The organism is Neobacillus sp. SM06, from assembly GCF_050496765.1.
GTDB lineage: Bacteria > Bacillota > Bacilli > Bacillales > Cytobacillaceae > JAEVLT01.
In genome coordinates, this window is sequence record NZ_JBNWEO010000017.1 from 281,279 (window position 1) to 307,937 (window position 26,659).

Below are 26,659 nucleotides of genomic sequence, written 5' to 3' on the forward strand. Positions count from 1 at the left end.
AAAGCTGTCTGACCCGTCCGTTAAGGAACCCGTCAAACAGCTTTTTGTTTTACTCTTGAAATGCAGGAGCATCTCCTTTTACATCTCTCAAGTACTCTTCAGCTTTTTGTGCATCGTATTGGTTTTCCCATTTTGACATGACAATCGCGGCAAGGGAGTTGCCGACAACGTTTACAGCGGTGCGCGCCATATCCAAAATCCGGTCAACCCCCGCAATAAAGGCAAGTCCTTCAAGCGGAATGCCGACAGAACCTAGTGTTGCAAGTAGGACAACGAATGAAACGCCCGGGACTCCAGCAATTCCTTTTGATGTTACCATCAATACAAGCATAAGCGAAATTTGTTGTCCGATCGAAAGGTCAATTCCGTACATTTGCGCAATGAAAATCGCTGCCAGCGCTTGATAGAGCGTCGATCCATCCAAGTTAAAGGAATAACCGGTTGGAATAACAAAGGATGTAATTCCTTTTGGACACCCGAAGCGTTCCATCTTCTCCATGATTTTCGGAAGAACGGTTTCGGAACTTGCAGTTGAATAAGCAAGAATCAATTCATCTTTTAAAATACGGAATAAATCAAAAATATTGATCTTCATGAATTTCGCAATTAGTCCCAAAACAATGATAACAAAGAAAATCATCGTTCCATATACGGAAACAATCAATTTGCTTAATGGAATTAACGAGGATACCCCAAAAGTTGAAACGGTTACACCAATTAAGGCAAAGACGCCAAATGGAGCAAATTTCATTACTTGGTTGGTAACGTAAAACATGGCTTCGGCCGTACCTTGGAAAAATTGCAGTACTGGTTTTCCTTTTTCACCGATTGCAGCCACACCAAGGCCGAATAAAACAGAAAAGAAAATAATCGCAAGCATATCGCCTTTTACAAGGGAGTCAAAGAGGTTTGCCGGAACAATAGTAACAATCGTCTCGACCATCCCATGGTTTTTCTCTACTTCATTCGTAGTAGTCACATAACTTTGAATATCACTTTTGTGAAGCGCATTCATATTAATGCCTGTTCCAGGTTGGAAAATATTTGCTGCGGATAATCCGATAATAATCGCGATTGTTGTGATGATTTCAAAATAAAGAATCGTCTTGCCGCCAAGCTTACCGAGCTTTTTGATGTCGCCCACTCCAGCAACTCCCACAATTAAGCTTGAAACAACAATCGGAATCACGATCATTTTAATCAGGCGGATAAAAATGGTTCCAATTGGCTGCAGGTAGGTTTGTACGGCGGGATTTCCAAAAAATATAGCCCCAACGGCAATACCAAGAATTAACCCAATCACGATTTGCCATGCTAAGCCTATCTTTCTCAAAGTATCAGTCCTTTCTCTATCAACAATTATTGGCCACAATGAGCTATATTGTTAATAGTATGATGAGGACTCCATTTATGTCAAATTATGAACATTCTTGTCGAGAAATCATTTTATACGACCAGTAAAGATATGATAAAATCAATCGTATGCTCGCGATTGGAGGGAGATAGAAAGATGGAATTTTTAGTTGAAAATAAATGGATCATCCTTGCGAGCTTGGAAGTCTTCGCCTGGGCTTCGACGTTTTTTCTTTTCTATGCACGCTATCGTCTCCAATCCTCTTTTTGGTTTAAAGTTGCAACGGTACTACTTGCTCTAACAGGAGTGATTCCCCAAGTAACAATGGGGATAATAAATTTTGCCGCATCAAGGCAGCTCGATGTTTTCACCTTGATCATTGTCCTTTTACTTCTTTACGGTTTTACGATTGGGAAAAAGCATGTGAAGAAATTGGATGCGTGGGCGCAAAAGAAGTTTTCAAATGAAACGAGCCGTTCAATTGAATAAAAAATAGCCACAATGGGTGGCTATTTTTTTCGTTTGATCCAAAAGTAAACAACGGCGATCAAGATAGCAGCGAGAATCATTGGCGTGACATATGGCTGGGCAATCGTTTTAATATTCGCCCAGTTGTTGCCGAGGACTTCGCCTAAATAGAGAAAGAAGATCGTCCAAGGGATCATGGCCGCAACGGTATACAATGTAAATTTACCAATCGGCATTTTGGCAATCCCGGCCGGAATCGACATCGCATGGCGAACCACCGGGATGAATCTTGCTGTAAAAATGACCCCGGCTCCATACTTTTCAAACCATTGCTCAGAAAGATCAATATGTTTTTTGTGGATCAATACATACTTTCCGTACTTTTCTAAAAAAGGGCGGCCGCCGTAATAGCCTGCCCAATAGAGAAACAGTTGGGCAATTGTCCCGCCGATAATCCCAGCAATGATGGCCATCGGATAATTCAACATCCCTTTTGAAATGAGGTAACCGCCATAGCCGAGAACAATTTCACTTGGAATAATTTCAATCATTAACCCTAATGCAATGCCTAAATAACCTAATGAAGACAACATCGTCAGCACAGTGTAAATAAAATTGGACATCATTCACCTTCACTTTAACAAATTCAATATCAAGTTTATACTATTTTTAGCAAGAATGGAATGAAAAACGAGCTGAAATCAACTTTTTCAACTGGATAGGGGATATTTTTCCGTTGAAAACATATAGTTGCGATGGTGATAGCGAATGCTGTAAATCAACCCCATTGCAAACATATTTCCCATTAACGAGCTTCCGCCATAGCTGATAAATGGCAAGGGAATACCGGTAATTGGCAATACTTGAATGGTCATGCCGATGTTTTGAAAAACGTGAAAGGTAATCATGCTAACAATTCCCGTACAAACATATGTATTGAACGGATCATTGGTTTCCAGTGCCGTTTTGATTAAATGATAGATCAGCAGAAAGAACAGACCGATAACGAGGCTGCCGCCGACAAAGCCATACTCTTCTCCGATGATGCTGAAAATAAAATCGGTATGCCCCTCTGGAATATACACTTCGCGTTTACCGAATCCTTTGCCTGTCACGAGACCAGAGCCGATGGCCGTCAATGACTTCATAAGATGATACCCTGAATTGGTTTGATTACCAGCCGGATCAAGCCAGGAATAGATTCGGTCAAATTGATAGCTTTTTACTTTTAAATATTTTTCAAGAAGATCGGGTTTCTGAATGACAAAATAAAGGATAAGAGCGCCAAAAGAAACGCCAGAGCTAAACAGCGGCAAAATGATTTTCCAGGAGATGCCGGAAACAAGGATAAGCCCGGTTAAAATCGATAGAAATACCATGCCGGTTCCAAGGTCAGGCTGGAGCATAATCAATGCCAATGGGGCAGCAGTGGTGACTCCTAGTTTTAGTAATAAAACAAAATCGGTTCGCAGCGATTTGTCTGGATGCTGTTCATGATGGCCGGTAATGATTTTGCTAAGGGCAAGGATTAAAAATGTTTTCACAAATTCTGAAGGTTGAATTGAGCCGAGTTTAGGAAAAATAAACCAGCTTTTGGCCCCGTTTCGAATAGGGGCAATGCTATCCGGGGCGATAAAAAGGGCTACTAGCAGCAACATGCCAAAGCCATAAAAGAACCAGGAAAGGCGCCGGTATTGATCGCTGTCGATCAAAAGGGTTAAACTGATAATCGCAGCACCGACAATGTACCAAAATACTTGCAGGATAAGAAAGTTTTTTCCGTATTGGGAAGAGGCTTGGGCACTGTAAATGGCAGCAGAACTGATTAGAAAAAATAAAAAAAGAAGCAATGTTAATGTCCAGTCAAATTGATCGGCGTTCTTTTTCGTTCGCATTGGCCCCACCCGAATTGTTAATTTGTTACTTTTATGCTAGCAAATAAAGGGGTTCTTCACAATAGAATGAGGAAAATATTACAAAATTTTTGTAGAACGGTGTAAAATAATTTAGGAGTAATTGGTTCATAATAGTTCGGTATGGTATCGGGACTTGGTAAATTTGTAAAACAAATGAAATAAGCTATTTTACCTATTTTTTGATAAAATAAGGGATGGAATTCATTTTTTACGTTTTAACAGTTTCTTAAGGAAGCTGTTTTCTTCATTTTCATGCTGAATTGGAATTTTCCTTGATCGGAGGAGTGTGGCTTTGAAAAAGCATCATCAGGACGTACGGGATCTTATCTATGTCCATTTAAACCAGGCCGGCCAGTATGTGCTTTCATATGGCATTGAATTTGATGAGTTTTCCGCAGCTTTTTCAGATTCATTTAATCATTTACTTTTGTTAAAGCATCAGTTTGATGATACGGATTTTAATATGCATACCCAGCTTGAATTCTGTCCTGAGGATCGGGTGGAGAAACTGGCGCAAGAAGATGTCTCGCGGTACGGGAATTTTTGCTGGATTGATTTTGTGGAAGAAGAGGGGCTGAATGAATTATCGGACCAAGAAATTGCGGAACTTCTTTATTTAGGCCACTTAAAGCAACATTTAAAACCTCCTTTTTATCATAAATTAGGCAATCGGTTTGTCTACTTGGCCCAGGATGATGGCTGGTTTAATAAAGTGTATTACCGCAGCTTTAAAGATTTTTTCCATTTGCTCAGCGAGACGATCTCAAGCAAATTGGGCAAGCTCAAGCGGGAAAAAACGCTTCTTGGAATGCGGAAAAAAAGGCAATACCCTCCGGTCAATAAAGAAATTTTGCTGTCTTTAACCCCATTTATTAAAGAAGGGATTTGCATTTCCTTAAAGGATGCCGATTTGCAGCGAAGCAAGCTGGAAGTTCCGATTTGGGTCATCGGTGATTTTGCCAATATGGACGATATGTATGAGGAATACCAGCAAATGTCGGCAAAAACCTGCCATGCTAAAATTATCTTTGACCGAAAAACGAAGGAATGGAAGCTATATGTGATCTAAATCCGACCTGACCGCGGACATGAGCGTTAACGGAATCTCTCCACTTCTTTTGGAGAGATTTCCGTATTTTTGATGCCATAAGCAAATGAAATGGTTCATAAAATAGGAAGAAGGTAATAATCCATTAGGTTTGGTAACTGAATTTTTGGCATCGGTGTGAAAAAAACAATCGTTTGGTTGCCTTTCCTTGCTCATTCGGTGATAAAATAGGATAGGTGAATCAGACAATGGAGGTTTTAATTAGATGAAAACGAAACTCGGCTTATTGTATGGCGGCAAGTCTGCGGAACACCAAGTTTCTTTGCAAACAGCCCTTGCTGTCATAAAAGCATTGGATCTTAAGAAATTTGAAGTATATCCCATTTACATAACAACTGCGGGACAATGGATAAAGGGGCCACAGCTGCAAAGCCCGGTACAGAGCGTTCAGCAGCTTGAATTTTCCAAAGGCAATGAACTTTCGCCAATGTCTTTGGCACCAGCGCTGTTTCAGGCCGATCAGCAGAATGATGCCGAACTTGATGTGATTTTTCCGCTCCTGCATGGACCGAATGGAGAAGATGGCACCGTTCAAGGAATGCTTGAATTGTTGAATCTCCCCTATGTTGGAAATGGGGTGCTTGCATCTGCAGCCGGCATGGATAAAGTTGTCATGAAAAATATCTTCGCTCAAGCGGGACTTGCACAAGTAAAGTATGTTGCTTATACACGTTCAGAATGGGAAAAAGCGAAAGAGGAAGCCTATGCGCAAGTGGAGTCGGAATTGGGCTACCCGTGTTTTGTCAAACCCGCCAATCTCGGTTCAAGTGTCGGAATTAGCAAATGCCAAAACCGTGAACAATTGGAAACCGCCTTTGTGGAAGCTTTTCAATTTGACCGGAAAATCATCATTGAAGAGGGCGTAGTAGCTCGTGAGATTGAATTAGGTGTCCTCGGCAATGATGAGCCGAAATGTTCTGTAGCGGGTGAAATTGTTCCGAAAAAAGACTTCTATGATTATAAGGCAAAGTATGAGGACGAGGATACGGCACTGATTATCCCTGCAGACGTAAGCGATGCAGAATATCGGCAATTGGCGGAAATGGCGATTAAAGCGTTTAAAGCCCTCGATTGTTCAGGACTTGTCCGGGCAGACTTTTTCTTGACAAAAGACGGCAAAGCGTTGATTAACGAAGTCAATACAATGCCAGGCTTTACTCCGGTTAGCATGTTTCCGCTTTTGTGGAAGCACAGCGGTGTTGAATACCCACAATTAATCGAGCGCTTGGTCGAGTTGGCAAAAGAGCGGCATGCCGAAAAACAGCGAATTAAATACACATTTTAATACGGAGAAGTACTTTTGGTCCATGTAAGAGCGGACGTTTGGTTGCTACAATAAAAGGGTACGATCACCTTTATGAGCAAGAATGTTAACACTGTGAGAATGAACCTGTTTGGTTGCTGCAATAAAATGGTGCTTTAACCTACTGGTGAGAGAGTAGCATACCTTCGATTGATTTAGCTGCTTCTGAAAAGCAAACGAAAGAAAAATCGGACTAGGTGGAAAAATATAGACACGGCCTTTGTGCCGTGTCACTTCTTCTATTGGAGGAAAAAGAATGATTCAACGAACACTTAAACAACTTTCAGACATGATCAAGGTGGAAAATGACTTATCCGCCTGGGAGTCGATTCAATTTGCGGGTGTTGCGATTGACTCTAGGAAAATTTCCAAAGGAAATTTATTTATTCCTTTAAAAGGCGAGCATGCGGACGGACACAAATTTGTTGAAGATTCCATCAAAAAAGGGGCTGCTGCTGCTTTATGGCAAAAAGATGTCCCCAATCCGCCACTGCATTTACCCATCCTCATCGTTGAGGACTGTCTCACAGCCCTTCAGGAGCTTGCAAAACAATACCGTAAACAACTTTCAGTGAAAGTGGTTGGAATCACAGGAAGCAATGGAAAAACAACAACAAAGGACATGACCGCAAACTTGCTTTCGCTAAAGTTTAAAGTTCAAAAAACCGAGGGCAATTTTAACAATCATCTCGGTTTGCCGCTAACGGTTCTTCGCTTGGAAGAAGATACAGAAATGGCTGTTTTGGAAATGGGGATGAGTGGCAGAGGGGAGATCGAATTTCTCACAAAATTGGCCTGCCCGGATGCTGTTGTCATTACCAATATTGGTGAATCCCATTTGCTGGATCTTGGTTCGCGCGAGGCAATCGCCGAAGCAAAGCTGGAAATCCTTGAAGGTTTGAAAGATGGCGGTCTCGCTGTTTTGCATGGTGATGAGCCGCTGCTAATGAACAGGATCAGTCGTTTTCAAGGCAATCTGCAAGTGCAGACGTTTGGAAGAAGTGAAGCCAATACATTGTTTCCGACCGAAATTCATCAGCTTCAGTATGGGAACCAATTTAAAACGAATGCTTCGAAGCAAATGTTTGAGCTGCCTGTTTTAGGCACCCACAATATTTTAAATGCTTTGGCGGCAATGCTCGTGGCGAATTATTTTTCCATTCCATTTGAACGGATGAATGAGAAACTTTCGACACTAAAACTAACCAATATGCGCATGGAACTTGTCAAGGGTAAAAAAGGCGAAAAAATAATCAATGATGCCTATAACGCCAGTCCAACTTCGATGATGGCAGCAATTGAGCTCGTCTCCAATTTGCAAGGCCATAAGAAAAAAATTCTCGTCCTCGGCGATATGCTTGAGCTCGGCCCGGAAGAAAAGCAATATCACATACAAATCGGCGCGTCATTAAAAGCTGAAAAAGTCGATCTATTGTTTACGTTCGGCCAGTTGGGTGAATACATTGCAAAAGGGGCTGAACAAGTACTAGGGAAAGAAAAAATACATGCTTTTACAAATAAAGCGGAACTCATCAATGAGTTGGAAAAGCATGTGGATGAAACGACCCTTGTGCTCGTGAAGGCATCCCGCGGGATGAAATTAGAAGAAGTGGTAACTGCATTGCAAACTAAATAAGTGAATGAATTTCCTTTTAATTGAGAAAAATAAAGGTGTTGGTAATCCCTCTTCCTGAAAAAGGAAGAGTGAACAAATCAGCACATTCGTTGCAATCTAACTGTAATAATGCTATGATTATTATCAATATGTCTAAAGAGCGATAAAAGAAGGGCATACTCCATTGGAGGAATGTCTTTTTTTGATAATAGAAAAGTGGGAGCTTTCCTATTGTTTATAGGCAACTGCTGCGTTCTGCCTTGTTGTCCGGTCATGGCAACGAACGGTTTTTCAAAACTATAAATAGTGATGTTGCCTATTTTAGGCATTTGATTACAGTTGACTGAAAACGTCTTTCAGTTGCAACGGTAAAAGTATATTGGGTACAAATGAAGGAGAATGAAAACATTGACAAAGTTTCAAGAATTAGGCCTTAGTCAGGCTACGTTAAAAGCGGTCCTCCGCATGGGTTTTGAGGAAGCGACCCCTATTCAGGCAGAAACGATTCCGTTAAGTCTGCAAAACAAAGATTTGATCGGCCAAGCGCAGACAGGTACGGGTAAAACGGCTGCATTTGGCATTCCGCTTGTTGAAAAAATTGACACACAGAATGATGCCGTTCAAGGCATTATCATTGCGCCTACAAGGGAACTTGCGATTCAAGTGTCTGAAGAGCTTTATAAAATTGGAGCGGGAAAAAGAGTCCGCGTTCTGCCGATTTATGGTGGCCAAGATATCGGGCGTCAAATTCGCTCGTTGAAAAAATTCCCGCATATTATTGTTGGTACTCCAGGACGCGTGCTTGATCATATTAATCGCCGGACGCTTCGCCTTGATCAAGTACAGACAGCCATCCTTGATGAAGCCGATGAAATGCTGAATATGGGCTTTATTGAAGATATTGAGTCGATTCTTTCGCAAATTCCGGAAGAGCGGCAAACCCTTCTTTTCTCGGCAACCATGCCGGCACCGATTCAGCGGATGGCAGAAAGATTTATGAAGGATCCGCAAATCGTTCGCGTAAAAGCAAAAGAAATGACGGTTCCATCCATCGAACAGTATTATCTTGAAGTTCAGGAGAAGAATAAATTCGATGTTTTAACAAGACTTTTGGATATCCAATCACCGGAATTGGCCATCGTGTTTGGACGGACGAAGCGCCGCGTTGATGAGTTATCTGAAGCGTTAACTTTAAGAGGGTATACGGCTGAAGGAATTCATGGCGACTTAAGCCAAGCTAAACGGATGTCTGTCCTAAGGAAATTTAAAGAGGGCTCGATCGATGTCCTTGTGGCAACAGATGTTGCTGCAAGGGGATTGGATATTTCGGGCGTCACCCATGTGTATAATTTTGACATTCCACAAGATCCTGAAAGCTATGTACACCGTATTGGACGTACGGGACGTGCAGGGAAAACCGGTGTGGCAATGACGTTTGTTACACCAAGGGAGAAGTCTTATCTTGCGGTTGTGGAAAAAACAACGAGACGCAAGATGGAAAAAATGAAAGCTCCAACCCTTGATGAGGCATTGGAAGGCCAGCAAAGGGCAGTTGTTGAGAAAATTGTCCAAACGATTGAATCGAACAATTTGCAATATTACAAGGCTGCAGCACAAGAACTGCTTGAGGATAATGATGCTTCAACCGTAGTAGCCGCTGTTCTCAAAATGCTGACAAAGGAACCGGATACTACGCCAGTTAAATTAACAGAAGAGAATCCGCTTCCGATGCGCAGAGACCGTAGCAGCAGCAAGCCGCAAGGAAACCGAAGAAATCACGATTCGCGCAACTATGATTCATCAAGACGCAATAAATCCTCGTACCGCTCAGGTGAAAAACGGGGAACCGGCAAACCGAAATCACGAAACTATACACGATAAAAATCTAGATGGAAACAGAAAAGGGCATGGCGCGGCGCCATGCCCTTTGTTTTTGCATCGCCTTTCGTTTCATGGTGAAAAATGACTAGCGATGTTCCCGGGTTTTCTTATATAATGAATGAAAATAATGGAAAAGTGGAACGGGGGAAGTGACCATTCGAGCACCAATTGCAATTGGATAAAAGGATGGATTGAGGTGAAGACAGATGATTAAAGGGATTGGAATTGACATTATAGAGCTTGCCCGCATTCAGGAAATCATCGAACGCCAGCCGAAGTTCTGGGATCGCGTTTTAACACCCCTTGAAAAAGAGCAACTGAAACCATTGTCAGGACGTAGAAAAGTCGAATTTCTTGCCGGCCGATTTGCAGCGAAAGAAGCTTTTTCAAAAGCAAATGGCACTGGGATTGGCAAAGAGCTCTCTTTTTTAGATATTGAAATTATGAACGATTCGTTTGGCAAACCCGCTATTGCCAAACCAAATGTGCGAGCACATCTTTCGATCTCTCATAGCAGGGAGTATGCAGTTGCCCAGGTGATTATTGAGGAAACGAGTACCGATGTGTGAATAAACAATCAAAGACAGCTTGGCATATTCCTCATGGTTGTCTCATATATTCATAGGGAATTAGGAGAGACAAGGTCAGCTTGGTAACATTGGAAAGCAACTTACTACTCAAACTCTAATCCCAGTTATCCATTATGATGTCCAACTGCCTAAAACCCTGCCTTTCTCTTCTCTATAATCATTTGAAATGAGACAGAAGGGGTTGAAAGAATGAGGAAAAGGTTGATGCTGCTCTTTGTTGGGCTGATGATTCTGTTCGTTCTAAGTGCTTGCGGTACAAAGTCACAAGGTGATGTGGTCAAAGATTTAAATGGGAAACTGGAGGATTTATCCGGCTACAAGGTTAATGCTAAGATGACATTGAAAATGGGAAGCGATTCTCAGGTTTACAATGTAGAAATCTGGCATAAGGATCCAACCTATTATCGCGTCAATTTGAAAAATCCATCAAAAGACCAAAGCCAAATGATTTTACGAAACGATGAAGGTGTGTTTGTTTTAACGCCGGCGTTGAATAAAAGCTTCCGTTTTCAAAGTGACTGGCCGCAAAATAGCAGTCAGGCCTATCTTTATGAGTCGTTGATTAAGGATATTCTTGAGGATAAGGGTGCGAAATTTTCATCCACAAAGGATTATTATGTTTTTGAGACAAAAACGCGCTATCAAAATAACAAAATGCTTCCAACTCAGGAAATTAAGTTGAATAAAAGCGATTTGTCGCCAGTTGAAGTGAAAGTGATGGATACCGATCGCAATCCAATTGTTACGGTTGAATTTTCGAAAATGAAGTTTAATGCTTCATTTAATGAAAATGATTTTGATATGAAGAAAAATATGACAAGAGCACAGCTTGGTTTGCCGGCAATGGCCAAGGTACAGGATCCTTCTTTCACGGTCAAATATCCGACAGCGCTTGCGAAAGAAACGAAATTGGTTGGAGAAAAGGAAATAAAGCTTGAAGACGGCAAGCGAGTGGTTCTTACTTACGAAGGTAAAAAATCCTTTACGATGGTGCAGGAAAAAACGATTGCGAAAACAGCTTCTGCTCCAATGACGGTCCCTACTTCTGTTGAAGGACAGCCGGTCGATCTCGGCTTCACGGTCGGAGCCCTCTCAGATCACTCGATTACATGGTCGCAAAACGGCATCGATTACATGATTGCTTCGAAAAACTTAACAAAAGAAGAATTGGTCGAAGTCGCAAGTTCCGTACAAGGCGATATGGTGAAATAGAATTTTTGCAAAAAAGCACAGTCCACTTTTGAAAGCGGCTGTGCTTTTGTTTATGTATGGGTTGGATGGAAATCCGGATAAAGAGCGTATTTCAACGGATAAGTGTCCCTGTTCGATGGGGTTGGATGGAAATCCGGATAAAGAGCAAATTTCCGCGGATAAACGGAACCGTTTCGCGGATAAAAGGGAAAAATTCGCGGATAAAAGGAAAACTCCCGCGGATAAGTGTCCAATCTCATAATAAACCAAAACCTGCTGTTGGGCGGACGCTCCTTATTTTTAACAATCCATTTGACAATCTTGCTTTGCAGTTGAATAATCGATAGAGGAAGAAAATCGAAACTGATTTGAATCAACAAACTAGGAAGTGGACAACCGAAATGAACGAGCAAGGGTTTTTTTATCGCGATACATGGGCAGAAGTGGATTTGGATTGCATTGCTGAAAACATTTCCTCTGTGAAAAATTTGCTTCCACCGGATGCGGAAATAATTGCCGTTGTCAAAGCAAATGCCTATGGGCACGGGGATAAACAAGTATCGGAAACAGCGCTTCAAGCAGGGGCATCGTATCTGGCAGTCGCCTTTATGGACGAAGCGATTGCGTTGCGCAATAAAGGAATTAAGGCGCCTATTCTTGTATTGGGAGCAACTCGCCCTGCCGATGCCCATCTTGCTGTTGAATTAAAAATTACGCTAACTGTTTTTCAGTCGGAATGGATCAAAGAGGCAAAAGCGATTTTGGAAGAAGATGAACAACTGGCAGTGCACGTCAAACTGGATACGGGCATGGGGCGGATCGGCATCCGCGGTAAAGAAGAACTGAAAGAAATCGAAGAGCTACTTACAACAGATCAACGATTTTGCTTTGAAGGAATTTTTACTCATTTTGCTACTGCAGATGAATTGGATCAAACTTATTTTGAACAACAGCTTGATTTATTTCAAGAAAGGTTGAGCATTCTAAACAAGATGCCAAAATATGTTCATTGCAGCAACAGCGCCGCAACCCTAAGACATCCGCAAGCCTGCTTTAATGCCGTTCGCCTTGGGATTGCAATGTATGGATTAACGCCTTCACCAGAAATGGAAAAAGAAATTCCAATTCCGCTAAAGGAAGCTTTTGCCTTACGGTCAAAGCTTGTGCATGTGAAGCGGCTGCAAAAAGGCGATAAGGTAAGCTATGGTGCAACATATGAAGCAGCTGGCGATGAGTGGATTGGAACCATTCCGATCGGCTATGCAGATGGATGGATCCGCAAACTTCAAGGACAGGAAGTGATTGTTGACGGAATGAGGGTGCCGATTGTCGGCCGAATTTGTATGGATCAATGCATGGTACGGCTCCCATATCAAGTTCCAGTCGGTACAACTGTAACCTTAATTGGAAAAGCAGGCGATTCGTTTATTTCTGTCAATGAAATCGCCAAGAAACTTGAGACGATCAATTATGAAATTCCATGCATCATCACAAACAGGGTGCCGAGACTTTATCGACAGCGCGGCGAAATTGTGGATTTGAAAAACTACCTTTTGTAAAAATGGCAAAAAAATAACCATCATGAACAATATTTTCTTCGCGGCCCCCTTCCTCTGCATAAAAGAGTGATTTTTTGGCTTATAATACAGAAGAATTGTCAAATAGTCTATGCACCGGGCAGGATAAATGGTATGATTAAAAATGGTAAAGATAAAATGGTTTGTAGTGATGGTGGAGGTGTATGTTTGTGTCTGAGTCCAGCACAACTACGGAAATCTTGGTGGAATTACCGCAACATCTTTTAACCGAATTAGATGGTTTTGTAAAAGCAGAGAATGGTAATCGAAGTGAATTTATTTACCAGGCTACAAAAATGTATTTGCGCGAACGAAAAAAGAGACAAATTCGCGAAGTCATGAGACGTGGGTACATGGAAATGGCAAAAATAAATTTGCGAATTGCGTCTGAAGCATTTCTAGCAGAATATGAGGCAGAACATACAGTTGAACGTCTTGTAAGCGGGGGATAATCCTTTGATTGTCAAACGTGGTGACGTTTATTTTGCAGACCTATCCCCAGTTGTTGGTTCTGAACAAGGCGGCGTCCGTCCAGTGCTTGTCATCCAAAACGACATCGGGAATCGGTTTAGTCCCACAGTCATTGTTGCAGCCATAACAGCTCAAATTCAAAAAGCGAAGCTGCCCACACATGTAGAAATTGATGCGAAACGCTACGGTTTTGAACGAGATTCGGTCATCCTGCTCGAGCAAATTCGTACAATTGATAAGCAGCGATTAACCGATAAAATCACTCATCTCGATGACGAAATGATGGAGAAAGTGGATGATGCCTTGCAAATAAGCCTAGGTCTCATCGAATTTTAACCAAAAAGCACGCTCTTGAAAGTAAGGGCGTTTTTTTACATAATCTTGCCCCTCATACTGCTACTGTTAAAGCAAGCGACCAAAAGCTTGCTTTTTTATTTTGGTCGTGGATATGCTTCCGTGCGTTTTTTTAGTCTAGTTCGGATTGCTGATGACCCATGTACCTGCGTTTTTTTGTTTAAAAAAGGTTTAAACCGCTTTGCGTTTGGGTATAAGAGAAAGTCGCTTTATAAAAGCAAAAGGGTTCCATTGCAAATTGGACCTTGTTATGATAAATAGAGAATCGATTGCCGGAAAATTCAATTTAGAAAAAACATTGCTTCAAAAGGAGGAAAAATGGAACGTTTAATCTTGGATTTTATTGATCAGCATAAGGACGATATCTTGAATGAGTGGATGGACAAAATGAGGGAAGAAGCGGATGAACGTGTATTTAAATTGATCTCCAATCAAGTCTTCACTGGGACGAGCAGAGAGTTTATCGACTTGATTGCTTCAAATTTAAATGGAACAAAAGAGGAATTTACTTCCCGTTTATCGGATTTTTCTGAGAAAGTAGTCCGCTTTGGCTGGCCGCTCCATTTTGTTGTGGAAGGAATTCGGGTTTTTAGCCGGAATTTATTTGAGGCTATGAAAAAAGAAGGCTATGTAACAGATGAAAACCAATTGGATGTTCTTTATCAGTTTGATAATTGGCTCAGTCCGCTTCAAAACGAAGTTGTAGACGTATACTCGCTAACATGGGAGCGAACTGTTTCGATGCAGAAGATTGCACTCCAGGAACTATCGGCACCGCTTATTCCGGTACTTGAAGGAATTACGGTAATGCCGCTTGTCGGTACAATCGATACGGAACGAGCTAAACAAATTATGGAAAATTTATTATCCGGAGCTGTCAAACATCGATCCGAAGTCGTGTTAATCGATATTACAGGTGTGCCTGTTGTAGACACGATGGTTGCCCATCACATTATTCAAGCCGCCAACGCCGTGCGGCTAATTGGCGCAAAGTGCATGTTGGTCGGCATTCGCCCGGAAATTGCCCAGACCATTGTAAACTTAGGGATCGACTTAAATCAGTTTGTCACAAAAAATACTTTGAAAAAGGGGATCGAGGCTGCTCTTGAATTAACGAATCGCAAAATTATTAAAATGGAGGGTGCAAATTGAGAATTCCGATTTTAAAATTACGAGACTGTCTGCTGGTATCCATTCAATGGGAATTAGATGATCAGACGGCATTGCAATTTCAAGAAGATTTACTCAACAAAATACATGAAACCAGTGCAAACGGAGTTGTGATTGACCTTACATCCATTGATTTTATCGATTCGTTTATTGCAAAAGTATTGGGTGACGTCATCAGCATGTCGAAGCTAATGGGAGCGTTGGTCGTAATAACGGGGATTCAGCCTGCTGTGGCGATTACCCTAATTGAACTCGGAATCCGGCTTGAAGATGTCCTAACTGCTTTGGATTTAGAAAAAGGTTTGGAGAAATTACAACAGGAATTGGGGGATTGACTATATGGAGAATCAATCCTGCATTAAAATATTAAACGAATGGGACATCGTTGCAGCACGCCAGCTGGGGCGGAATGTTGCAAAAGAACTGGGGTTCGGGACGGTGGACCAAGCCCGGATCACAACAGCAATCAGTGAACTCGCCAGAAACATCTACTTATATGCGGGAGAAGGAAAAATTTGCATCGAAAAAATATACAATCGGACAAAAGTGGGATTGAAAGTGTTGGCAGTCGATAATGGACCGGGAATTCGTGATATTCGCCAAGTGATGGAAGATGGATATTCGACATCGGGCGGGCTTGGAGCCGGTTTGCCTGGAGTCAAACGGCTGATGGATGAATTTGAAATTGACTCATCTCCAGAGAACGGTACGGAGATTAAGGCGACGAAGTGGCTCCGTTAAGGAGGGAGAATATGGATTTTCGAGAGATCATGGCTGATATGTATCGGAATATTCTCATACATTATTTAAAGGATCAATCTGAAACAACACTCTACAAGGGACAAAAATTTAGTAGAAAGTCAATTGAAGCGCAAATTCCTCCCGAGGAGATTATTAGTATTCATAAGGCTTTGTTACAAGAGTTGTTTCCTGATATCCATCAAGATATCCTAAACTCTTTTGATATTCTTCTTGAAGTGATGGTGGGATATGGGCTTGCTTATCAAGAGCACCAAAGTCTGCGCACCAAACAGATGGAAATTCGCTCAGAGATGGAAATTGCGGCCAATATGCAGCAAACATTGCTCGGTACCTCGATTCCAGACGTAAAAGGGTTGGACATTGGAGCATTAAGTGTACCGGCAAAGCATATGAACGGTGATTACTATCACTTTGTCCATGATGATGGACAGTTTTTGAACGTCGCGATTGCAGATGTGATTGGAAAAGGGATTCCAGCTGCATTGTGCATGTCCATGATCAAATACGCAATGGACAGCTTGCCTGAAACCCGATCTGCACCCAATATTGTGCTGGAAAGTTTGAATCGGGTAGTGGAGCAAAATGTTGATCCGAGCATGTTTATTTCAATGTTCTATGGCATTTATGATTTGAACGTCCACGCCTTTTATTTTTCCTCTGCCGGGCATGAACCAGGATTTTTTTACGATAAAAGGACGGGGCAGTTTTCGGAAATTCACGCAAAGGGGCTTCTCCTGGGAATTGATAAAAAAACGAGGTACTCGCAGTTTAAAAAAGAAATTTCGCCGGGCGATATGATTATTCTGCTATCGGATGGGGTAACGGAATCACGGACAGAAAACGGCTTTATCGAGAAAGAGACATTGCTGGATTACATAAAGCAATACCTTCATTTAAGTGCTCAAGAGATTGTGAACCATGTTTACAAAGACTTGGAAAAACTGCAAAACTTCTATCTTCGCGATGATTTTACGTTGATTATTTTGCGCCGGAAGGTTTAATGTGTTTGCAATACGGGTAAGAGAAAAAATGGACTACAGACGTCCAGCGAAAGCAAGAAGATAGGAAGTGCCATTTCGCTTACATTGAGGGGGGCTTACGATGAATATAAAAATTGAAGTAAATGAACAGGATCCGTTATATGAAGTAAAGGTTCATGGTGAAGTTGACGTATATACTGCTCCAAAACTCCGCGAAATTGTTTTTCCGTTATCAGAGAAAGAGAGTGCAGAAGTTGTGATGGATCTCAGTGGAGTTTCTTATATGGACAGCACGGGACTGGGTGTCATTGTGGGTGTCTTTAAATCATGCCGTGCCCATCATGGTGAATTAAAACTAAGGGGTTTATCCGACCGATTGAAACGATTGTTTGAGATTACAGGTTTGGCAGACATTCTAAAGATAAACAGCCAGATAGAGGGTGGGGTACAATGAATCAACCGTTTGACTATATTGAAATGAAAATTCCTGCAAAACCAGAGTATGTGGGTGTGATTCGGTTAACTCTTTCTGGCATTGCCAGCAGAATGGGATTTTCATATGAGGCGTTGGAGGATTTAAAAATAGCCCTAAGTGAAGCATGCACCAATGCTGTTCAGCATGCTTATAAAAAGAATGAGCAAGGTGAAGTCCTGATTGGTTTTGGGTTGTTTACCGATCATTTGGAAGTAATGGTCGCGGATCATGGCGATAGCTTCAATTTTGAAGCTGCCCGAAAGGAGACTGGGCCGTACCGCCAGGACGACTCAGCTGAGTTTTTGCGAGAAGGAGGTTTGGGGCTGTATCTCATCGAAACGTTAATGGATGAAGTCAGAATTCATCACCAAAAAGGTGTCACAGTCTTTATGACGAAATACCTTGAAGGAGAGCAGGTGGAGAGCGATGTCGAAACAATCTCAACCTAACCCGGAGGAAAGGTTCGATGTCAATCAACTAATCAAAGCCTACCAGTTAAACCAAGATGATGAAGCCCAAAACCAGCTCGTTCTCCATTATAAAAATTTGGTAGAGTCCTTAGCAAGGAAATATTCGAAAGGCCGTTCCTTTCATGAAGATATTTTTCAGGTAGGGATGATCGGTCTGCTTGGAGCCATCCGCCGCTATGACGAATCGTATGGAAAAAGTTTTGAAGCATTTGCGGTTCCAACCATTATTGGGGAAATTAAACGCTTTTTGCGCGATAAGACTTGGAGTGTCCATGTTCCAAGACGGATAAAAGAAATTGGGCCAAAAATCAAAACAACGGTGGAAGAGTTGACAACAAAACTGCACCGATCCCCGAAAGTTGCTGAAATTGCTGCGGAGCTCGAGGTTTCGGAGGAGGAAGTGCTCGAAGCGATGGAAATGGGCAAAAGCTACCAAGCACTATCTGTCGATCATTCCATTGAAGCGGATGCAGAAGGCGGAACGGTTACGCTTTTGAATATTGTCGGTAAACATGATTCCGGCTATGAGCGGATCAATCAAAAACTTGTATTGGAGAAAGTTCTCCCCATCTTAAGTGAACGGGAGAAATGCATCATTCAATATACGTATTTAGACAATATGAGCCAAAAAGAAGCAGGGGAAAAGCTGGGAATCTCGCAAATGCATGTCTCCCGCCTACAGCGAAAAGCAATTAAAAAACTTCAAGAAGCGATCAATGCCGAAAAAGACCCTACGGAGTGCCGTACATGAATTCACTAACGGGCGATCGTATTGAAGTAGTTGCCCACCAAACGGCAAAGAATGGAAAAACCTTTTGCGGGGATAGCTACTTTTTTACAATAACGGATGAGTATTTTGTTTGTGTTCTTGCTGACGGGCTTGGAAGCGGTGAATTTGCGTATGAAGCTTCGGCGGCTGTCATTGATGCAGTTAAACAGCACCATCAGGAGAGTGTAGAAACACTTATGAACTTGGGCAATGCTGCGTTGCTGCAAAAAAGAGGAGCAGCGGTAACAATCTTTAAAATTTACTTTCATACAAGAGAATTTGTCTATAGCTGTGTAGGAAACATTCGCTTTTTTATGTATTCCTCTAAAGGGAAGCTTACATACCCACTGCCGGTAACAGGGTATTTGTCGGGAAGGCCGCAGATTTTTCATACCCAGCGCTTTTCTTACGAGCCCCATTCCAAATTTATTGTTTATTCGGACGGATACGAATTTCAAGGGGTAAAATCGCTTTTAAAAGGTTTGTTCCCCGTGCGGATGATTGCGGATGAAATTATCCATCATTATCCGAAGTTGGACGATGATGCCACCTTTATTATAGGGAGCTTGCTCTAAAAATGAGTAAGCTCCTTTTGTTTTTTGGCACGAGTGGTTTTGCGATGGAATGGAGCTTTCGGTTTCGTGAAACCGCTAGGTAATTTTGATACAATAAGGGTAAAGTTTGAGAAGTTGGAGGATTGGTTTGTGATTGAATTGGCCGAAAAACAAGAACAGTTTTTAAAAAAGATTGCTTTCGAGCAGTCTTTAACATTCAAACAAGTAAAAAGCGTGATTTCCTTATTAGAGGATGGCAACACGGTGCCGTTTATCGCCCGCTACCGCAAGGAACAGACGGGTGCGCTTGACGAAGTGCAAATTCGCTCGATTTTCGAACGCTGGCAATACATACAAAATCTTGAGCAACGCAAAGAAGAAGTGCTCCGCATCATCGAGGAGCAAGGAAAGCTGACAGAAGAACTAAGGGGAAGCATTCTAAAGGCGGAAAAACTTCAGGAAGTGGAGGATCTTTACCGTCCATACAAACAAAAAAGACGGACAAAGGCGACGATTGCAAAAGAAAAGGGACTCGAACCTTTCGCTGAGTGGATGCTAACGTTTCCAGCTAGTGAACCTGCAGAAAAAGCGGTTGAGTTTTTATCGGATGAAAAAGAAGTAATGACCGTTGAAGAGGCTGTTTCCGGCGCAAAAGATATCATCGCTGAGATGGTTTCCGATGATGCGGAAAGCAGAAAGTGGATTCGCGGTAAAACCTATCAATCCGGTACGGTCGCATCGACTGTTAAAGAGGAAGAAAAAGACGAGAAAAAAGTGTATGAAATGTACTACGAGTATGAAGAGCCGATCAGCAAAATTGTTCCGCATCGCATTCTTGCCTTAAACCGCGGTGAAAAGGAAGGCATTTTACGGGTATCGGTAAAAGTGAATCCAGAGGTCATGATGAACCATCTTTCGAAAAAATGGATCCCTTCGCCATCAGACTCTCCGGCCGTCTCGATCGTTTTTGAGGCCATTGAGGATAGCTATAAGCGTTTGATCCAGCCGGCCATTGAGCGCGAAATCCGCAATGAACTAACGGTAAAAGCAGAGGAACAGGCGATCCATATATTTTCGGAGAACTTGCGCAACTTATTGCTGCAGCCTCCATTAAAAGGAAAAATTGTTTTGGGCGTCGACCCGGCATATCGGACAGGCTGCAAGCTTGCGGTAGTGGATGAGACAGGGAAAGTGCTGAAAATTGATGTGATTTATCCGCATCCGCCAGTTTCGAAAACAGAGGATGCGCGCAAGAAAGTAATCGACATTCTTCAGGAATTTGATGTGGAAATGGTGGCAATCGGCAACGGAACTGCCTCCAGGGAAACGGAACAATTCATTGCGGATAGTTTAAAAGAAATGCCTGAAGGAATTTTTTATATTATTGTCAATGAGGCAGGGGCAAGCGTGTATTCCGCATCCGATATTGCCAGGGAGGAATTTCCCAATCTGCACGTTGAGGAACGAAGTGCGGTTTCGATTGCCCGCAGGCTCCAAGATCCCCTTGCAGAATTGGTTAAAATCGATCCGAAGTCAGTGGGTGTTGGTCAATACCAGCATGATGTTTCGCAAAAACGATTATCCGAATCGTTGAATTTTGTCGTTGAGACAGCCGTCAACCAGGTTGGGGTAAATGTCAACACGGCTTCTCCATCCTTGCTGCAATATGTTGCAGGGCTGACAAAAACAGCGGCAACCAATATTGTTAAAAAACGCGAGGAAGAAGGGAAGTTTACAAGCCGCAGCCAGCTGAAAAAAGTGCCGCGCCTCGGGGCCAAAACATATGAACAGGCCATCGGGTTTCTGCGAGTACTGGATGGTAAGGAACCGCTTGACCGCACAGCCATTCACCCAGAAAACTATGAAGCAGTGAAAAAATTGTTGAGTTCCTTAGGTTTTACCGCTGCAGATTTGGGGAGCGTCCACTTGAAGCACGCATTGAGCGGGTTGGTGCTTGCAAAAACATCGGAAGAATTAGGGATTGGAGAATTGACGTTAAAGGATATCATTGATGCCCTTGTAAGACCAGAGCGCGATCCACGCGATGACTTGCCGCGACCGCTGCTGAAAAAGGACGTACTGAAAATGGAAGATTTAAAACCAGGTATGGAACTGCAAGGGACTGTAAGAAATGTTGTCGACTTTGGAGCCTTTGTTGATATCGGCGTAAAACAAGATGGGCTTGTCCATATTTCGAAGCTGCGAAAGCAATTTGTGAAGCATCCGCTTGACGTAGTGTCTGTAGGTGATGTCGTAACTGTCTGGGTAGACTCAGTCGACTTTAAAAAAGGAAGAGTTGCGTTAACCATGCTTCCGCCTGAACAATCGTAAGGGGAAGTGTTCTGCCCATCAAAAAAGGAATAGCTGCAGCTTGCAGGGGAACCTGCAAGCTGTTTATTTATGAAAAATTTTTCTTTCTATAAAAAAACCAACATTGATTCAAAAGTTTAATTTGATAACTGTTTTTTTCAAAAAAGGCTCTTTTCATTTGGTTTTGAAACCATATTGGCATTCTATAAACCTCCCGAAAAGTGATTCATAATGGTTTCTATAATGTATGCTATAATAGGTTGTCACGTTCACCTAATGGGGGAAGGGAAATGGAAAATTACGAACTGCAGCGCTTGGTTGAGCAAATTTCATTACGTTTTTTCGAAAAACCGTTTCGCCACAAGGCCTACTTCAATTCCCGGCTACGAACTACGGGGGGAAGATACCTTTTGGGAACTCATGATATCGAAGTAAACAAAAACTATTTGCTGCAATTGGGGGAGACGGAGTTAGTTGGGATCATTAAGCATGAACTATGCCACTACCATCTCCACCTGGAAGGAAAGGGCTACCGCCACCGCGATCGAGATTTCAGAATGTTGTTAAATAAAGTAGGAGCTCCCCGGTTTTGTGGCCAATTGCCTGAAAAACCGAAAAAACGTTCACCCAAGAAAATTCTTTTCTATGAGTGCAGCAACTGCCACCTTCAATACAAGCGAAAAAGAAAATTCGATACCAGTCGATTTGTTTGCGGCAAGTGCAGAGGAAAATTGGTAATGGTCAAAGAACAATTGCTTTGAAAGTTTTATGACATTGCTACAGGATAAGCGTTCAGCAGCAGAAAGCCGGATCAAGAAAAACTTGTAGTCAATAGACCGACATGCTTGACTATATATATGGAACTAAACAATTTGGTTCTGTAACGATTTCCTAGATTAATGACAATATTCTACAAAATTTAAGCACAATATACCTGCAATCATCGGAGTTTGTCGAATATCGTTTTAGGCTATTTATTGCTCAATCCGATCCTGGCAATCTGGCTAAAGGTGTAATTGAGTCAATAGTTAAAGCTTAAGACATAGACGATTAACGATTTTCATAGGGTCTTTATTGATTTGTGTAATGAATGTCTGGACAGCCACTCTAATTTCTTCTACCGTTTTATAAAAAACATTATAAATAATTGATTTTTTTAACCATCCCCACAGTCCTTCAATTAGGTTTAACTCTGGGCTGTATGGTGGGAGAAAAACAAGTTGCAGATGATCTTTATGGGCTTCGAGAAAAGGTTGAATCAGTTTCGAGTGGTGGATTCTAGCATTATCCAGTATCATTACAATCTTCTCACCCTTGTATCTGACTACAACTTTTTCAAGAAAAGATAGGAAAACTTGAGCATCATAGTGTTCTTCTTCTGTGACAAACACTTCGCCTGTTTCGTAATCGAGGGTACCAATTAATTTAACCCCGTGATGTTTTCCATAAGTAGGTATCACTTTTTGTTGCCCTTTAGGAAACCATGTATTGGCTAAAGCTTGGTAGTCCCTGATCATGGATTCATCTTGAAACAGAATTCGATCAATTTCGTCATTCATCATTTTTTTTAATCGTTTCAAATTCTTGTTTGAACGCTTCCTGTTTCTCGGGGTCAGCCTTTGCTAGGGTATACGTTGGTTTTGTGTAACTAAATCCCAAACGAGTCAACAATCTCCTTACACCCCGGTCCGTATAAACAATGTCAAATGTTTGCTTAATCCAATCGCGAACAAGAAATGAAGTCCAATTCATTTCTGCGGGAAATCCAACAGCAGCTGGCTTTTTTTCAACAATTAACTGATAGAGTTCCTTTTCTTGTTCCTCTGTTAGTTGACAAGGGCGTCCGGGAGATTGTCCGGGAACTAATCCCTCCAAACCGTTAGTTTTATAGGCTCGAACATAGTTATATATAGTTTGCTCCGTACATTCTAAAAGGTCAGCGATTTCTACATAAGTCCGTCCTTTTAAATGCATGAGGATAGCCTGATAACGTTTAAACATCCGTAGATCCCTTAAACCATGCATACAAGCTTTAACTTCCTGAATTGAATCCATGTTTTCATTTTGAAGGATTTTCATTATGTGTCCGCCTTCCTAAAGGTTTTATTTACCTATAAGAATTGGACAAATTTTCTTAAAATCCTTTAATTCCATTTATATAGTAACGAACGAACAACTAAAATCTTCCTTCTAAAAATCGTCTTGACTTTAAATTGCATCGTCATTATAATGTAAAGAGTCGACAAGGACACCACTTGTCAAATAAGCTTTATTCCGCAGTAGCTCAGTGGTAGAGACGAGCGAGACATCACGAAAAAGCTGCGAGTTGTCCCGCCGAGAGGCATCCTGAATGATCTAACTGAGGTAGGGACACGGAACGCGAAAGAAGTTTAGGAACCAATCATAATTATTCCGCAGTAGCTCAGTGGTAGAGCTATCGGCTGTTAACCGATCGGTCGTAGGTTCGAGTCCTACCTGCGGAGCCATAGGGAGAAGTACTCAAGTGGCTGAAGAGGCGCCCCTGCTAAGGGTGTAGGTCGGGTAACCGGCGCGAGGGTTCAAATCCCTCCTTCTCCGCCACGAATTTTGGCCCCTTGGTCAAGCGGTTAAGACACCGCCCTTTCACGGCGGTAACACGGGTTCGAATCCCGTAGGGGTCATCAGGGATGGGAAATGATCATAAAATCATTTCCTGTTTCTAAATAATGGTCCGGTAGTTCAGCTGGTTAGAATGCCTGCCTGTCACGCAGGAGGTCGCGGGTTCGAGTCCCGTCCGGACCGCCATTTATTGAGCTGTTTTTGAATGAATGGGCTATAGCCAAGCGGTAAGGCAACGGACTTTGACTCCGTCATTCGTTGGTTCGAATCCAGCTAGCCCAGCCAATTTATTTTGCGGGTGTGGCGGAATTGGCAGACGCACCAGACTTAGGATCTGGCGCCTAACGGCGTGGGGGTTCGACTCCCTTCACCCGCACCAAATTTCTTCTTGCAGAATTGAGGAGAATATGATAAGATAGTTTTTGCTGTTAAGCAAAATGCGGTCGTGGCGGAATGGCAGACGCGCTAGGTTGAGGGCCTAGTGGGGGCAACCCCGTGGAGGTTCAAGTCCTCTCGGCCGCACCAAATACTTGTTAAAAAGTTGTTGACATCACTAAACAAAAGCTATATAATATAAAAGTTGGTTTCAAACGAGATGCGCCCGTAGCTCAATTGGATAGAGCGTCTGACTACGGATCAGAAGGTTATGGGTTCGACTCCTTTCGGGCGCGCCATCTTACGGGAAGTAGCTCAGCTTGGTAGAGCACTTGGTTTGGGACCAAGGGGTCGCAGGTTCGAATCCTGTCTTCCCGACCATTTATAAATAATGATGCGGGTGTAGTTTAATGGTAAAACTCCAGCCTTCCAAGCTGATGTCGTGGGTTCGATTCCCATCACCCGCTCCAATTGCACAAAACAATCATTGTTCTTTGAAAACTAAACAAACAATTACGTCAACAAATAATCATGATGTCTGTTTTTAGAAGCAGCATCAGCCAACGTTAATTTTAAATGAGCTATATCAAACGTTTCTATTCTTCGGTCGACTAAAAGCCGCAACGTCCTGTTGCGAACGTCGACACTAGAACATCCTGTTCTTCGGAGAGTTTGATCCTGGCTCAGGACGAACGCTGGCGGCGTGCCTAATACATGCAAGTCGAGCGAATCATTAGGAGCTTGCTCCTGATGATTAGCGGCGGACGGGTGAGTAACACGTGGGCAACCTGCCTGTAAGACTGGGATAACACCGGGAAACCGGTGCTAATACCGGGTAATTCTTTCCTTCGCATGAAGGAAAGCTGAAAGACGGCTTTGGCTGTCACTTACAGATGGGCCCGCGGCGCATTAGCTAGTTGGTGAGGTAACGGCTCACCAAGGCAACGATGCGTAGCCGACCTGAGAGGGTGATCGGCCACACTGGGACTGAGACACGGCCCAGACTCCTACGGGAGGCAGCAGTAGGGAATCTTCCGCAATGGACGAAAGTCTGACGGAGCAACGCCGCGTGAGTGATGAAGGCCTTCGGGTCGTAAAACTCTGTTGTTAGGGAAGAACAAGTATCGGAGTAACTGCCGGTACCTTGACGGTACCTAACCAGAAAGCCACGGCTAACTACGTGCCAGCAGCCGCGGTAATACGTAGGTGGCAAGCGTTGTCCGGAATTATTGGGCGTAAAGCGCGCGCAGGCGGTCCTTTAAGTCTGATGTGAAAGCCCACGGCTCAACCGTGGAGGGTCATTGGAAACTGGGGGACTTGAGTGCAGAAGAGGAAAGCGGAATTCCACGTGTAGCGGTGAAATGCGTAGAGATGTGGAGGAACACCAGTGGCGAAGGCGGCTTTCTGGTCTGTAACTGACGCTGAGGCGCGAAAGCGTGGGGAGCAAACAGGATTAGATACCCTGGTAGTCCACGCCGTAAACGATGAGTGCTAAGTGTTAGAGGGTTTCCGCCCTTTAGTGCTGCAGCTAACGCATTAAGCACTCCGCCTGGGGAGTACGGCCGCAAGGCTGAAACTCAAAGGAATTGACGGGGGCCCGCACAAGCGGTGGAGCATGTGGTTTAATTCGAAGCAACGCGAAGAACCTTACCAGGTCTTGACATCCTCTGACACTCCTAGAGATAGGACTTTCCCCTTCGGGGGACAGAGTGACAGGTGGTGCATGGTTGTCGTCAGCTCGTGTCGTGAGATGTTGGGTTAAGTCCCGCAACGAGCGCAACCCTTGATCTTAGTTGCCAGCATTCAGTTGGGCACTCTAAGGTGACTGCCGGTGACAAACCGGAGGAAGGTGGGGATGACGTCAAATCATCATGCCCCTTATGACCTGGGCTACACACGTGCTACAATGGATGGTACAAAGGGCAGCAAGACCGCGAGGTTAAGCCAATCCCATAAAACCATTCTCAGTTCGGATTGCAGGCTGCAACTCGCCTGCATGAAGCCGGAATCGCTAGTAATCGCGGATCAGCATGCCGCGGTGAATACGTTCCCGGGCCTTGTACACACCGCCCGTCACACCACGAGAGTTTGTAACACCCGAAGTCGGTGGGGTAACCGTAAGGAGCCAGCCGCCTAAGGTGGGACAGATGATTGGGGTGAAGTCGTAACAAGGTAGCCGTATCGGAAGGTGCGGCTGGATCACCTCCTTTCTAAGGAAAATGTCCTTTCGGACATCAATGAGTTGGATGATTATTGACGTATATTGTTCGTTTAGTTTTGAGAAAACAATTCTCTCTTATTTATATTCGTTCTTTGAAAACTAGATAATCGTATAGAAGAAGTAACCAAGCAAGAACCGAGTGATCGC

Annotated in this window: 26 protein-coding genes, 10 tRNA genes and 1 rRNA gene; 31 read left to right on the forward strand and 6 right to left on the reverse strand. The window is 43.0% G+C overall.

Annotated elements, in window-relative coordinates:
• Positions 1-49: 49 nt before the first annotated feature.
• Positions 50-1,333, reverse strand: coding sequence for a glutamate/aspartate:proton symporter GltP (gene gltP / locus ACQYAD_RS14790; protein WP_430239334.1), 1,284 nt, complete (start codon positions 1,331-1,333; stop codon positions 50-52).
• A gap of 177 nt (positions 1,334-1,510) precedes the next feature.
• Between gltP and ACQYAD_RS14795 the strand changes: the two genes are divergently transcribed.
• The gene (locus ACQYAD_RS14795; protein ID WP_430239335.1) at positions 1,511-1,843 is read left to right on the forward strand and encodes a hypothetical protein; all 333 of its coding nucleotides are present in this window, start codon (positions 1,511-1,513) and stop codon (positions 1,841-1,843) included.
• A gap of 20 nt (positions 1,844-1,863) precedes the next feature.
• On the opposite strand, the gene ACQYAD_RS14800 is transcribed toward ACQYAD_RS14795, so the two are convergent.
• Both ACQYAD_RS14800 and ACQYAD_RS14805 read right to left on the reverse strand, forming a co-directional pair.
• Complete coding sequence (locus ACQYAD_RS14800; RefSeq protein WP_430239336.1) at positions 1,864-2,445, reverse strand: DedA family protein; 582 nt, start codon at positions 2,443-2,445, stop codon at positions 1,864-1,866.
• An 87-nt stretch (positions 2,446-2,532) separates the two neighbouring features.
• Positions 2,533-3,717: an FtsW/RodA/SpoVE family cell cycle protein gene (locus ACQYAD_RS14805; protein ID WP_430239338.1), complete on the reverse strand. Its 1,185-nt coding sequence runs from the start codon at positions 3,715-3,717 to the stop codon at positions 2,533-2,535.
• Positions 3,718-4,024: 307 nt separating this feature from the next.
• Between ACQYAD_RS14805 and ACQYAD_RS14810 the strand changes: the two genes are divergently transcribed.
• The 6 genes from ACQYAD_RS14810 to ACQYAD_RS14835 all read left to right on the forward strand — a co-directional run bounded on the left by ACQYAD_RS14810 (position 4,025) and on the right by ACQYAD_RS14835 (position 11,447).
• Positions 4,025-4,807 carry a hypothetical protein gene (locus tag ACQYAD_RS14810; protein WP_430239339.1) on the forward strand — a complete coding sequence of 261 codons (783 nt, stop codon included), beginning with the start codon at positions 4,025-4,027 and terminating at the stop codon, positions 4,805-4,807.
• 244 nt (positions 4,808-5,051) lie between these two features.
• Positions 5,052-6,131, forward strand: coding sequence for a D-alanine--D-alanine ligase (locus ACQYAD_RS14815; protein ID WP_430239340.1), 1,080 nt, complete (start codon positions 5,052-5,054; stop codon positions 6,129-6,131).
• 274 nt (positions 6,132-6,405) lie between these two features.
• The gene (locus tag ACQYAD_RS14820) at positions 6,406-7,785 is read left to right on the forward strand and encodes a UDP-N-acetylmuramoyl-tripeptide--D-alanyl-D-alanine ligase (RefSeq protein WP_430239341.1); all 1,380 of its coding nucleotides are present in this window, start codon (positions 6,406-6,408) and stop codon (positions 7,783-7,785) included.
• 387 nt (positions 7,786-8,172) lie between these two features.
• Positions 8,173-9,645, forward strand: a complete 1,473-nt coding sequence (locus tag ACQYAD_RS14825; RefSeq protein WP_430239342.1) for a DEAD/DEAH box helicase — start codon at positions 8,173-8,175, stop codon at positions 9,643-9,645.
• 206 nt (positions 9,646-9,851) lie between these two features.
• Entirely contained in the window at positions 9,852-10,214 is a 363-nt protein-coding gene (gene acpS / locus ACQYAD_RS14830; protein WP_430239343.1) for a holo-ACP synthase, read from the forward strand.
• 210 nt (positions 10,215-10,424) lie between these two features.
• On the forward strand, positions 10,425-11,447 hold the full coding sequence (locus ACQYAD_RS14835; protein ID WP_430239345.1) for a LolA family protein: 1,023 nt from the start codon (positions 10,425-10,427) through the stop codon (positions 11,445-11,447).
• 50 nt (positions 11,448-11,497) lie between these two features.
• Here the strand turns inward: ACQYAD_RS14835 and ACQYAD_RS14840 are convergent, their stop codons facing one another.
• A complete protein-coding gene (locus ACQYAD_RS14840; RefSeq protein WP_430239346.1) occupies positions 11,498-11,806 on the reverse strand; it encodes a hypothetical protein in 309 nt (102 codons plus the stop codon).
• 21 nt (positions 11,807-11,827) lie between these two features.
• Here ACQYAD_RS14840 and alr point away from each other — a divergent pair, with 21 nt between their 5' ends.
• The 12 genes from alr to ACQYAD_RS14900 all read left to right on the forward strand — a co-directional run bounded on the left by alr (position 11,828) and on the right by ACQYAD_RS14900 (position 21,339).
• Positions 11,828-12,985, forward strand: a complete 1,158-nt coding sequence (alr, locus tag ACQYAD_RS14845; protein ID WP_430239348.1) for an alanine racemase — start codon at positions 11,828-11,830, stop codon at positions 12,983-12,985.
• 188 nt (positions 12,986-13,173) lie between these two features.
• Positions 13,174-13,455, forward strand: coding sequence for a CopG family ribbon-helix-helix protein (locus ACQYAD_RS14850; protein WP_430239349.1), 282 nt, complete (start codon positions 13,174-13,176; stop codon positions 13,453-13,455).
• A 4-nt stretch (positions 13,456-13,459) separates the two neighbouring features.
• The gene (gene ndoA, locus ACQYAD_RS14855) at positions 13,460-13,810 is read left to right on the forward strand and encodes a type II toxin-antitoxin system endoribonuclease NdoA (protein WP_075980482.1); all 351 of its coding nucleotides are present in this window, start codon (positions 13,460-13,462) and stop codon (positions 13,808-13,810) included.
• 336 nt (positions 13,811-14,146) lie between these two features.
• Entirely contained in the window at positions 14,147-14,980 is an 834-nt protein-coding gene (locus ACQYAD_RS14860; RefSeq protein WP_430239352.1) for an RsbT co-antagonist protein RsbRA, read from the forward strand.
• A complete protein-coding gene (locus ACQYAD_RS14865) occupies positions 14,977-15,333 on the forward strand; it encodes an STAS domain-containing protein (protein ID WP_430239354.1) in 357 nt (118 codons plus the stop codon). Before ACQYAD_RS14860 ends, ACQYAD_RS14865 begins: the two co-directional genes overlap by 4 nt.
• Positions 15,334-15,337: 4 nt before the next feature.
• On the forward strand, positions 15,338-15,739 hold the full coding sequence (locus ACQYAD_RS14870) for an anti-sigma regulatory factor (protein WP_430239355.1): 402 nt from the start codon (positions 15,338-15,340) through the stop codon (positions 15,737-15,739).
• Between the two features lie 11 nt (positions 15,740-15,750).
• The gene (locus ACQYAD_RS14875) at positions 15,751-16,761 is read left to right on the forward strand and encodes a PP2C family protein-serine/threonine phosphatase (RefSeq protein WP_430239356.1); all 1,011 of its coding nucleotides are present in this window, start codon (positions 15,751-15,753) and stop codon (positions 16,759-16,761) included.
• A 100-nt stretch (positions 16,762-16,861) separates the two neighbouring features.
• On the forward strand, positions 16,862-17,194 hold the full coding sequence (locus tag ACQYAD_RS14880) for an anti-sigma factor antagonist (RefSeq protein WP_430239358.1): 333 nt from the start codon (positions 16,862-16,864) through the stop codon (positions 17,192-17,194).
• On the forward strand, positions 17,191-17,664 hold the full coding sequence (gene rsbW, locus ACQYAD_RS14885) for an anti-sigma B factor RsbW (protein ID WP_430239359.1): 474 nt from the start codon (positions 17,191-17,193) through the stop codon (positions 17,662-17,664). Before ACQYAD_RS14880 ends, rsbW begins: the two co-directional genes overlap by 4 nt.
• Complete coding sequence (gene sigB, locus ACQYAD_RS14890; RefSeq protein WP_430239361.1) at positions 17,642-18,436, forward strand: RNA polymerase sigma factor SigB; 795 nt, start codon at positions 17,642-17,644, stop codon at positions 18,434-18,436. The genes rsbW and sigB overlap by 23 nt, the downstream gene beginning before the upstream one ends.
• On the forward strand, positions 18,433-19,029 hold the full coding sequence (locus ACQYAD_RS14895; protein ID WP_430239363.1) for a PP2C family serine/threonine-protein phosphatase: 597 nt from the start codon (positions 18,433-18,435) through the stop codon (positions 19,027-19,029). The genes sigB and ACQYAD_RS14895 overlap by 4 nt, the downstream gene beginning before the upstream one ends.
• Before the next feature lie 129 nt (positions 19,030-19,158).
• Positions 19,159-21,339 carry a Tex family protein gene (locus ACQYAD_RS14900; protein ID WP_430239364.1) on the forward strand — a complete coding sequence of 727 codons (2,181 nt, stop codon included), beginning with the start codon at positions 19,159-19,161 and terminating at the stop codon, positions 21,337-21,339.
• Positions 21,340-21,406: 67 nt separating this feature from the next.
• Here ACQYAD_RS14900 and cmpA read toward each other — a convergent pair whose 3' ends face one another.
• Positions 21,407-21,520: a cortex morphogenetic protein CmpA gene (gene cmpA / locus ACQYAD_RS14905; RefSeq protein ID WP_430239365.1), complete on the reverse strand. Its 114-nt coding sequence runs from the start codon at positions 21,518-21,520 to the stop codon at positions 21,407-21,409.
• Positions 21,521-21,608: 88 nt separating this feature from the next.
• Here cmpA and ACQYAD_RS14910 point away from each other — a divergent pair, with 88 nt between their 5' ends.
• Entirely contained in the window at positions 21,609-22,079 is a 471-nt protein-coding gene (locus ACQYAD_RS14910; protein WP_430239367.1) for a SprT family protein, read from the forward strand.
• Positions 22,080-22,346: 267 nt separating this feature from the next.
• Here the strand turns inward: ACQYAD_RS14910 and ACQYAD_RS14915 are convergent.
• Positions 22,347-23,373, reverse strand: a protein-coding gene (locus tag ACQYAD_RS14915) for an IS630 family transposase (protein WP_430235185.1) whose coding sequence is annotated in 2 segments (ribosomal slippage) — positions 22,347-22,902 and positions 22,901-23,373 — 1,029 coding nt in all. Because the reading frame shifts where the segments join, the coding sequence is not laid out codon by codon here.
• 356 nt (positions 23,374-23,729) lie between these two features.
• Between ACQYAD_RS14915 and ACQYAD_RS14920 the strand changes: the two genes are divergently transcribed.
• The 11 genes from ACQYAD_RS14920 (at position 23,730) to ACQYAD_RS14970 (ending at position 26,501) form a co-directional block, all read left to right on the forward strand.
• A tRNA-Asn gene (locus ACQYAD_RS14920) sits at positions 23,730-23,804 on the forward strand.
• 3 nt (positions 23,805-23,807) lie between these two features.
• Positions 23,808-23,898, forward strand: a tRNA-Ser gene (locus ACQYAD_RS14925).
• Positions 23,899-23,906: 8 nt separating this feature from the next.
• Positions 23,907-23,978, forward strand: a tRNA-Glu gene (locus ACQYAD_RS14930).
• 47 nt (positions 23,979-24,025) lie between these two features.
• A tRNA-Asp gene (locus tag ACQYAD_RS14935) sits at positions 24,026-24,102 on the forward strand.
• A gap of 24 nt (positions 24,103-24,126) precedes the next feature.
• Positions 24,127-24,201 (forward strand) — tRNA-Gln (locus tag ACQYAD_RS14940).
• Positions 24,202-24,210: 9 nt separating this feature from the next.
• A tRNA-Leu gene (locus ACQYAD_RS14945) sits at positions 24,211-24,295 on the forward strand.
• A 60-nt stretch (positions 24,296-24,355) separates the two neighbouring features.
• Positions 24,356-24,441 (forward strand) — tRNA-Leu (locus tag ACQYAD_RS14950).
• A gap of 72 nt (positions 24,442-24,513) precedes the next feature.
• A tRNA-Arg gene (locus tag ACQYAD_RS14955) sits at positions 24,514-24,590 on the forward strand.
• A gap of 5 nt (positions 24,591-24,595) precedes the next feature.
• Positions 24,596-24,672 (forward strand) — tRNA-Pro (locus tag ACQYAD_RS14960).
• Between the two features lie 15 nt (positions 24,673-24,687).
• Positions 24,688-24,761, forward strand: a tRNA-Gly gene (locus tag ACQYAD_RS14965).
• 190 nt (positions 24,762-24,951) lie between these two features.
• Positions 24,952-26,501 (forward strand): 16S ribosomal RNA (locus ACQYAD_RS14970).
• Positions 26,502-26,659: the final 158 nt, after the last annotated feature.

Bases quoted from the DNA above. Each gene is read 5' to 3' on its own strand.
- ACQYAD_RS14795 (WP_430239335.1), top strand. From the start codon at position 1,511: ATGGAATTTTTAGTTGAAAATAAATGGATCATCCTTGCGAGCTTGGAA.
- ACQYAD_RS14805 (WP_430239338.1), bottom strand. From the start codon at position 3,717: ATGCGAACGAAAAAGAACGCCGATCAATTTGACTGGACATTAACATTG.
- sigB (WP_430239361.1), top strand. From the start codon at position 17,642: ATGTCGAAACAATCTCAACCTAACCCGGAGGAAAGGTTCGATGTCAAT.
- ACQYAD_RS14910 (WP_430239367.1), top strand. From the start codon at position 21,609: ATGGAAAATTACGAACTGCAGCGCTTGGTTGAGCAAATTTCATTACGT.
- acpS (WP_430239343.1), top strand. From the start codon at position 9,852: ATGATTAAAGGGATTGGAATTGACATTATAGAGCTTGCCCGCATTCAG.
- ACQYAD_RS14880 (WP_430239358.1), top strand. From the start codon at position 16,862: ATGAATATAAAAATTGAAGTAAATGAACAGGATCCGTTATATGAAGTA.
- ACQYAD_RS14860 (WP_430239352.1), top strand. From the start codon at position 14,147: ATGGAACGTTTAATCTTGGATTTTATTGATCAGCATAAGGACGATATC.
- ACQYAD_RS14815 (WP_430239340.1), top strand. From the start codon at position 5,052: ATGAAAACGAAACTCGGCTTATTGTATGGCGGCAAGTCTGCGGAACAC.
- ACQYAD_RS14800 (WP_430239336.1), bottom strand. From the start codon at position 2,445: ATGTCCAATTTTATTTACACTGTGCTGACGATGTTGTCTTCATTAGGT.
- alr (WP_430239348.1), top strand. From the start codon at position 11,828: ATGAACGAGCAAGGGTTTTTTTATCGCGATACATGGGCAGAAGTGGAT.
- ACQYAD_RS14895 (WP_430239363.1), top strand. From the start codon at position 18,433: ATGAATTCACTAACGGGCGATCGTATTGAAGTAGTTGCCCACCAAACG.
- ACQYAD_RS14835 (WP_430239345.1), top strand. From the start codon at position 10,425: ATGAGGAAAAGGTTGATGCTGCTCTTTGTTGGGCTGATGATTCTGTTC.
- ACQYAD_RS14875 (WP_430239356.1), top strand. From the start codon at position 15,751: ATGGATTTTCGAGAGATCATGGCTGATATGTATCGGAATATTCTCATA.
- rsbW (WP_430239359.1), top strand. From the start codon at position 17,191: ATGAATCAACCGTTTGACTATATTGAAATGAAAATTCCTGCAAAACCA.
- ACQYAD_RS14820 (WP_430239341.1), top strand. From the start codon at position 6,406: ATGATTCAACGAACACTTAAACAACTTTCAGACATGATCAAGGTGGAA.
- cmpA (WP_430239365.1), bottom strand. From the start codon at position 21,520: ATGCCAATATGGTTTCAAAACCAAATGAAAAGAGCCTTTTTTGAAAAA.
- ACQYAD_RS14870 (WP_430239355.1), top strand. From the start codon at position 15,338: ATGGAGAATCAATCCTGCATTAAAATATTAAACGAATGGGACATCGTT.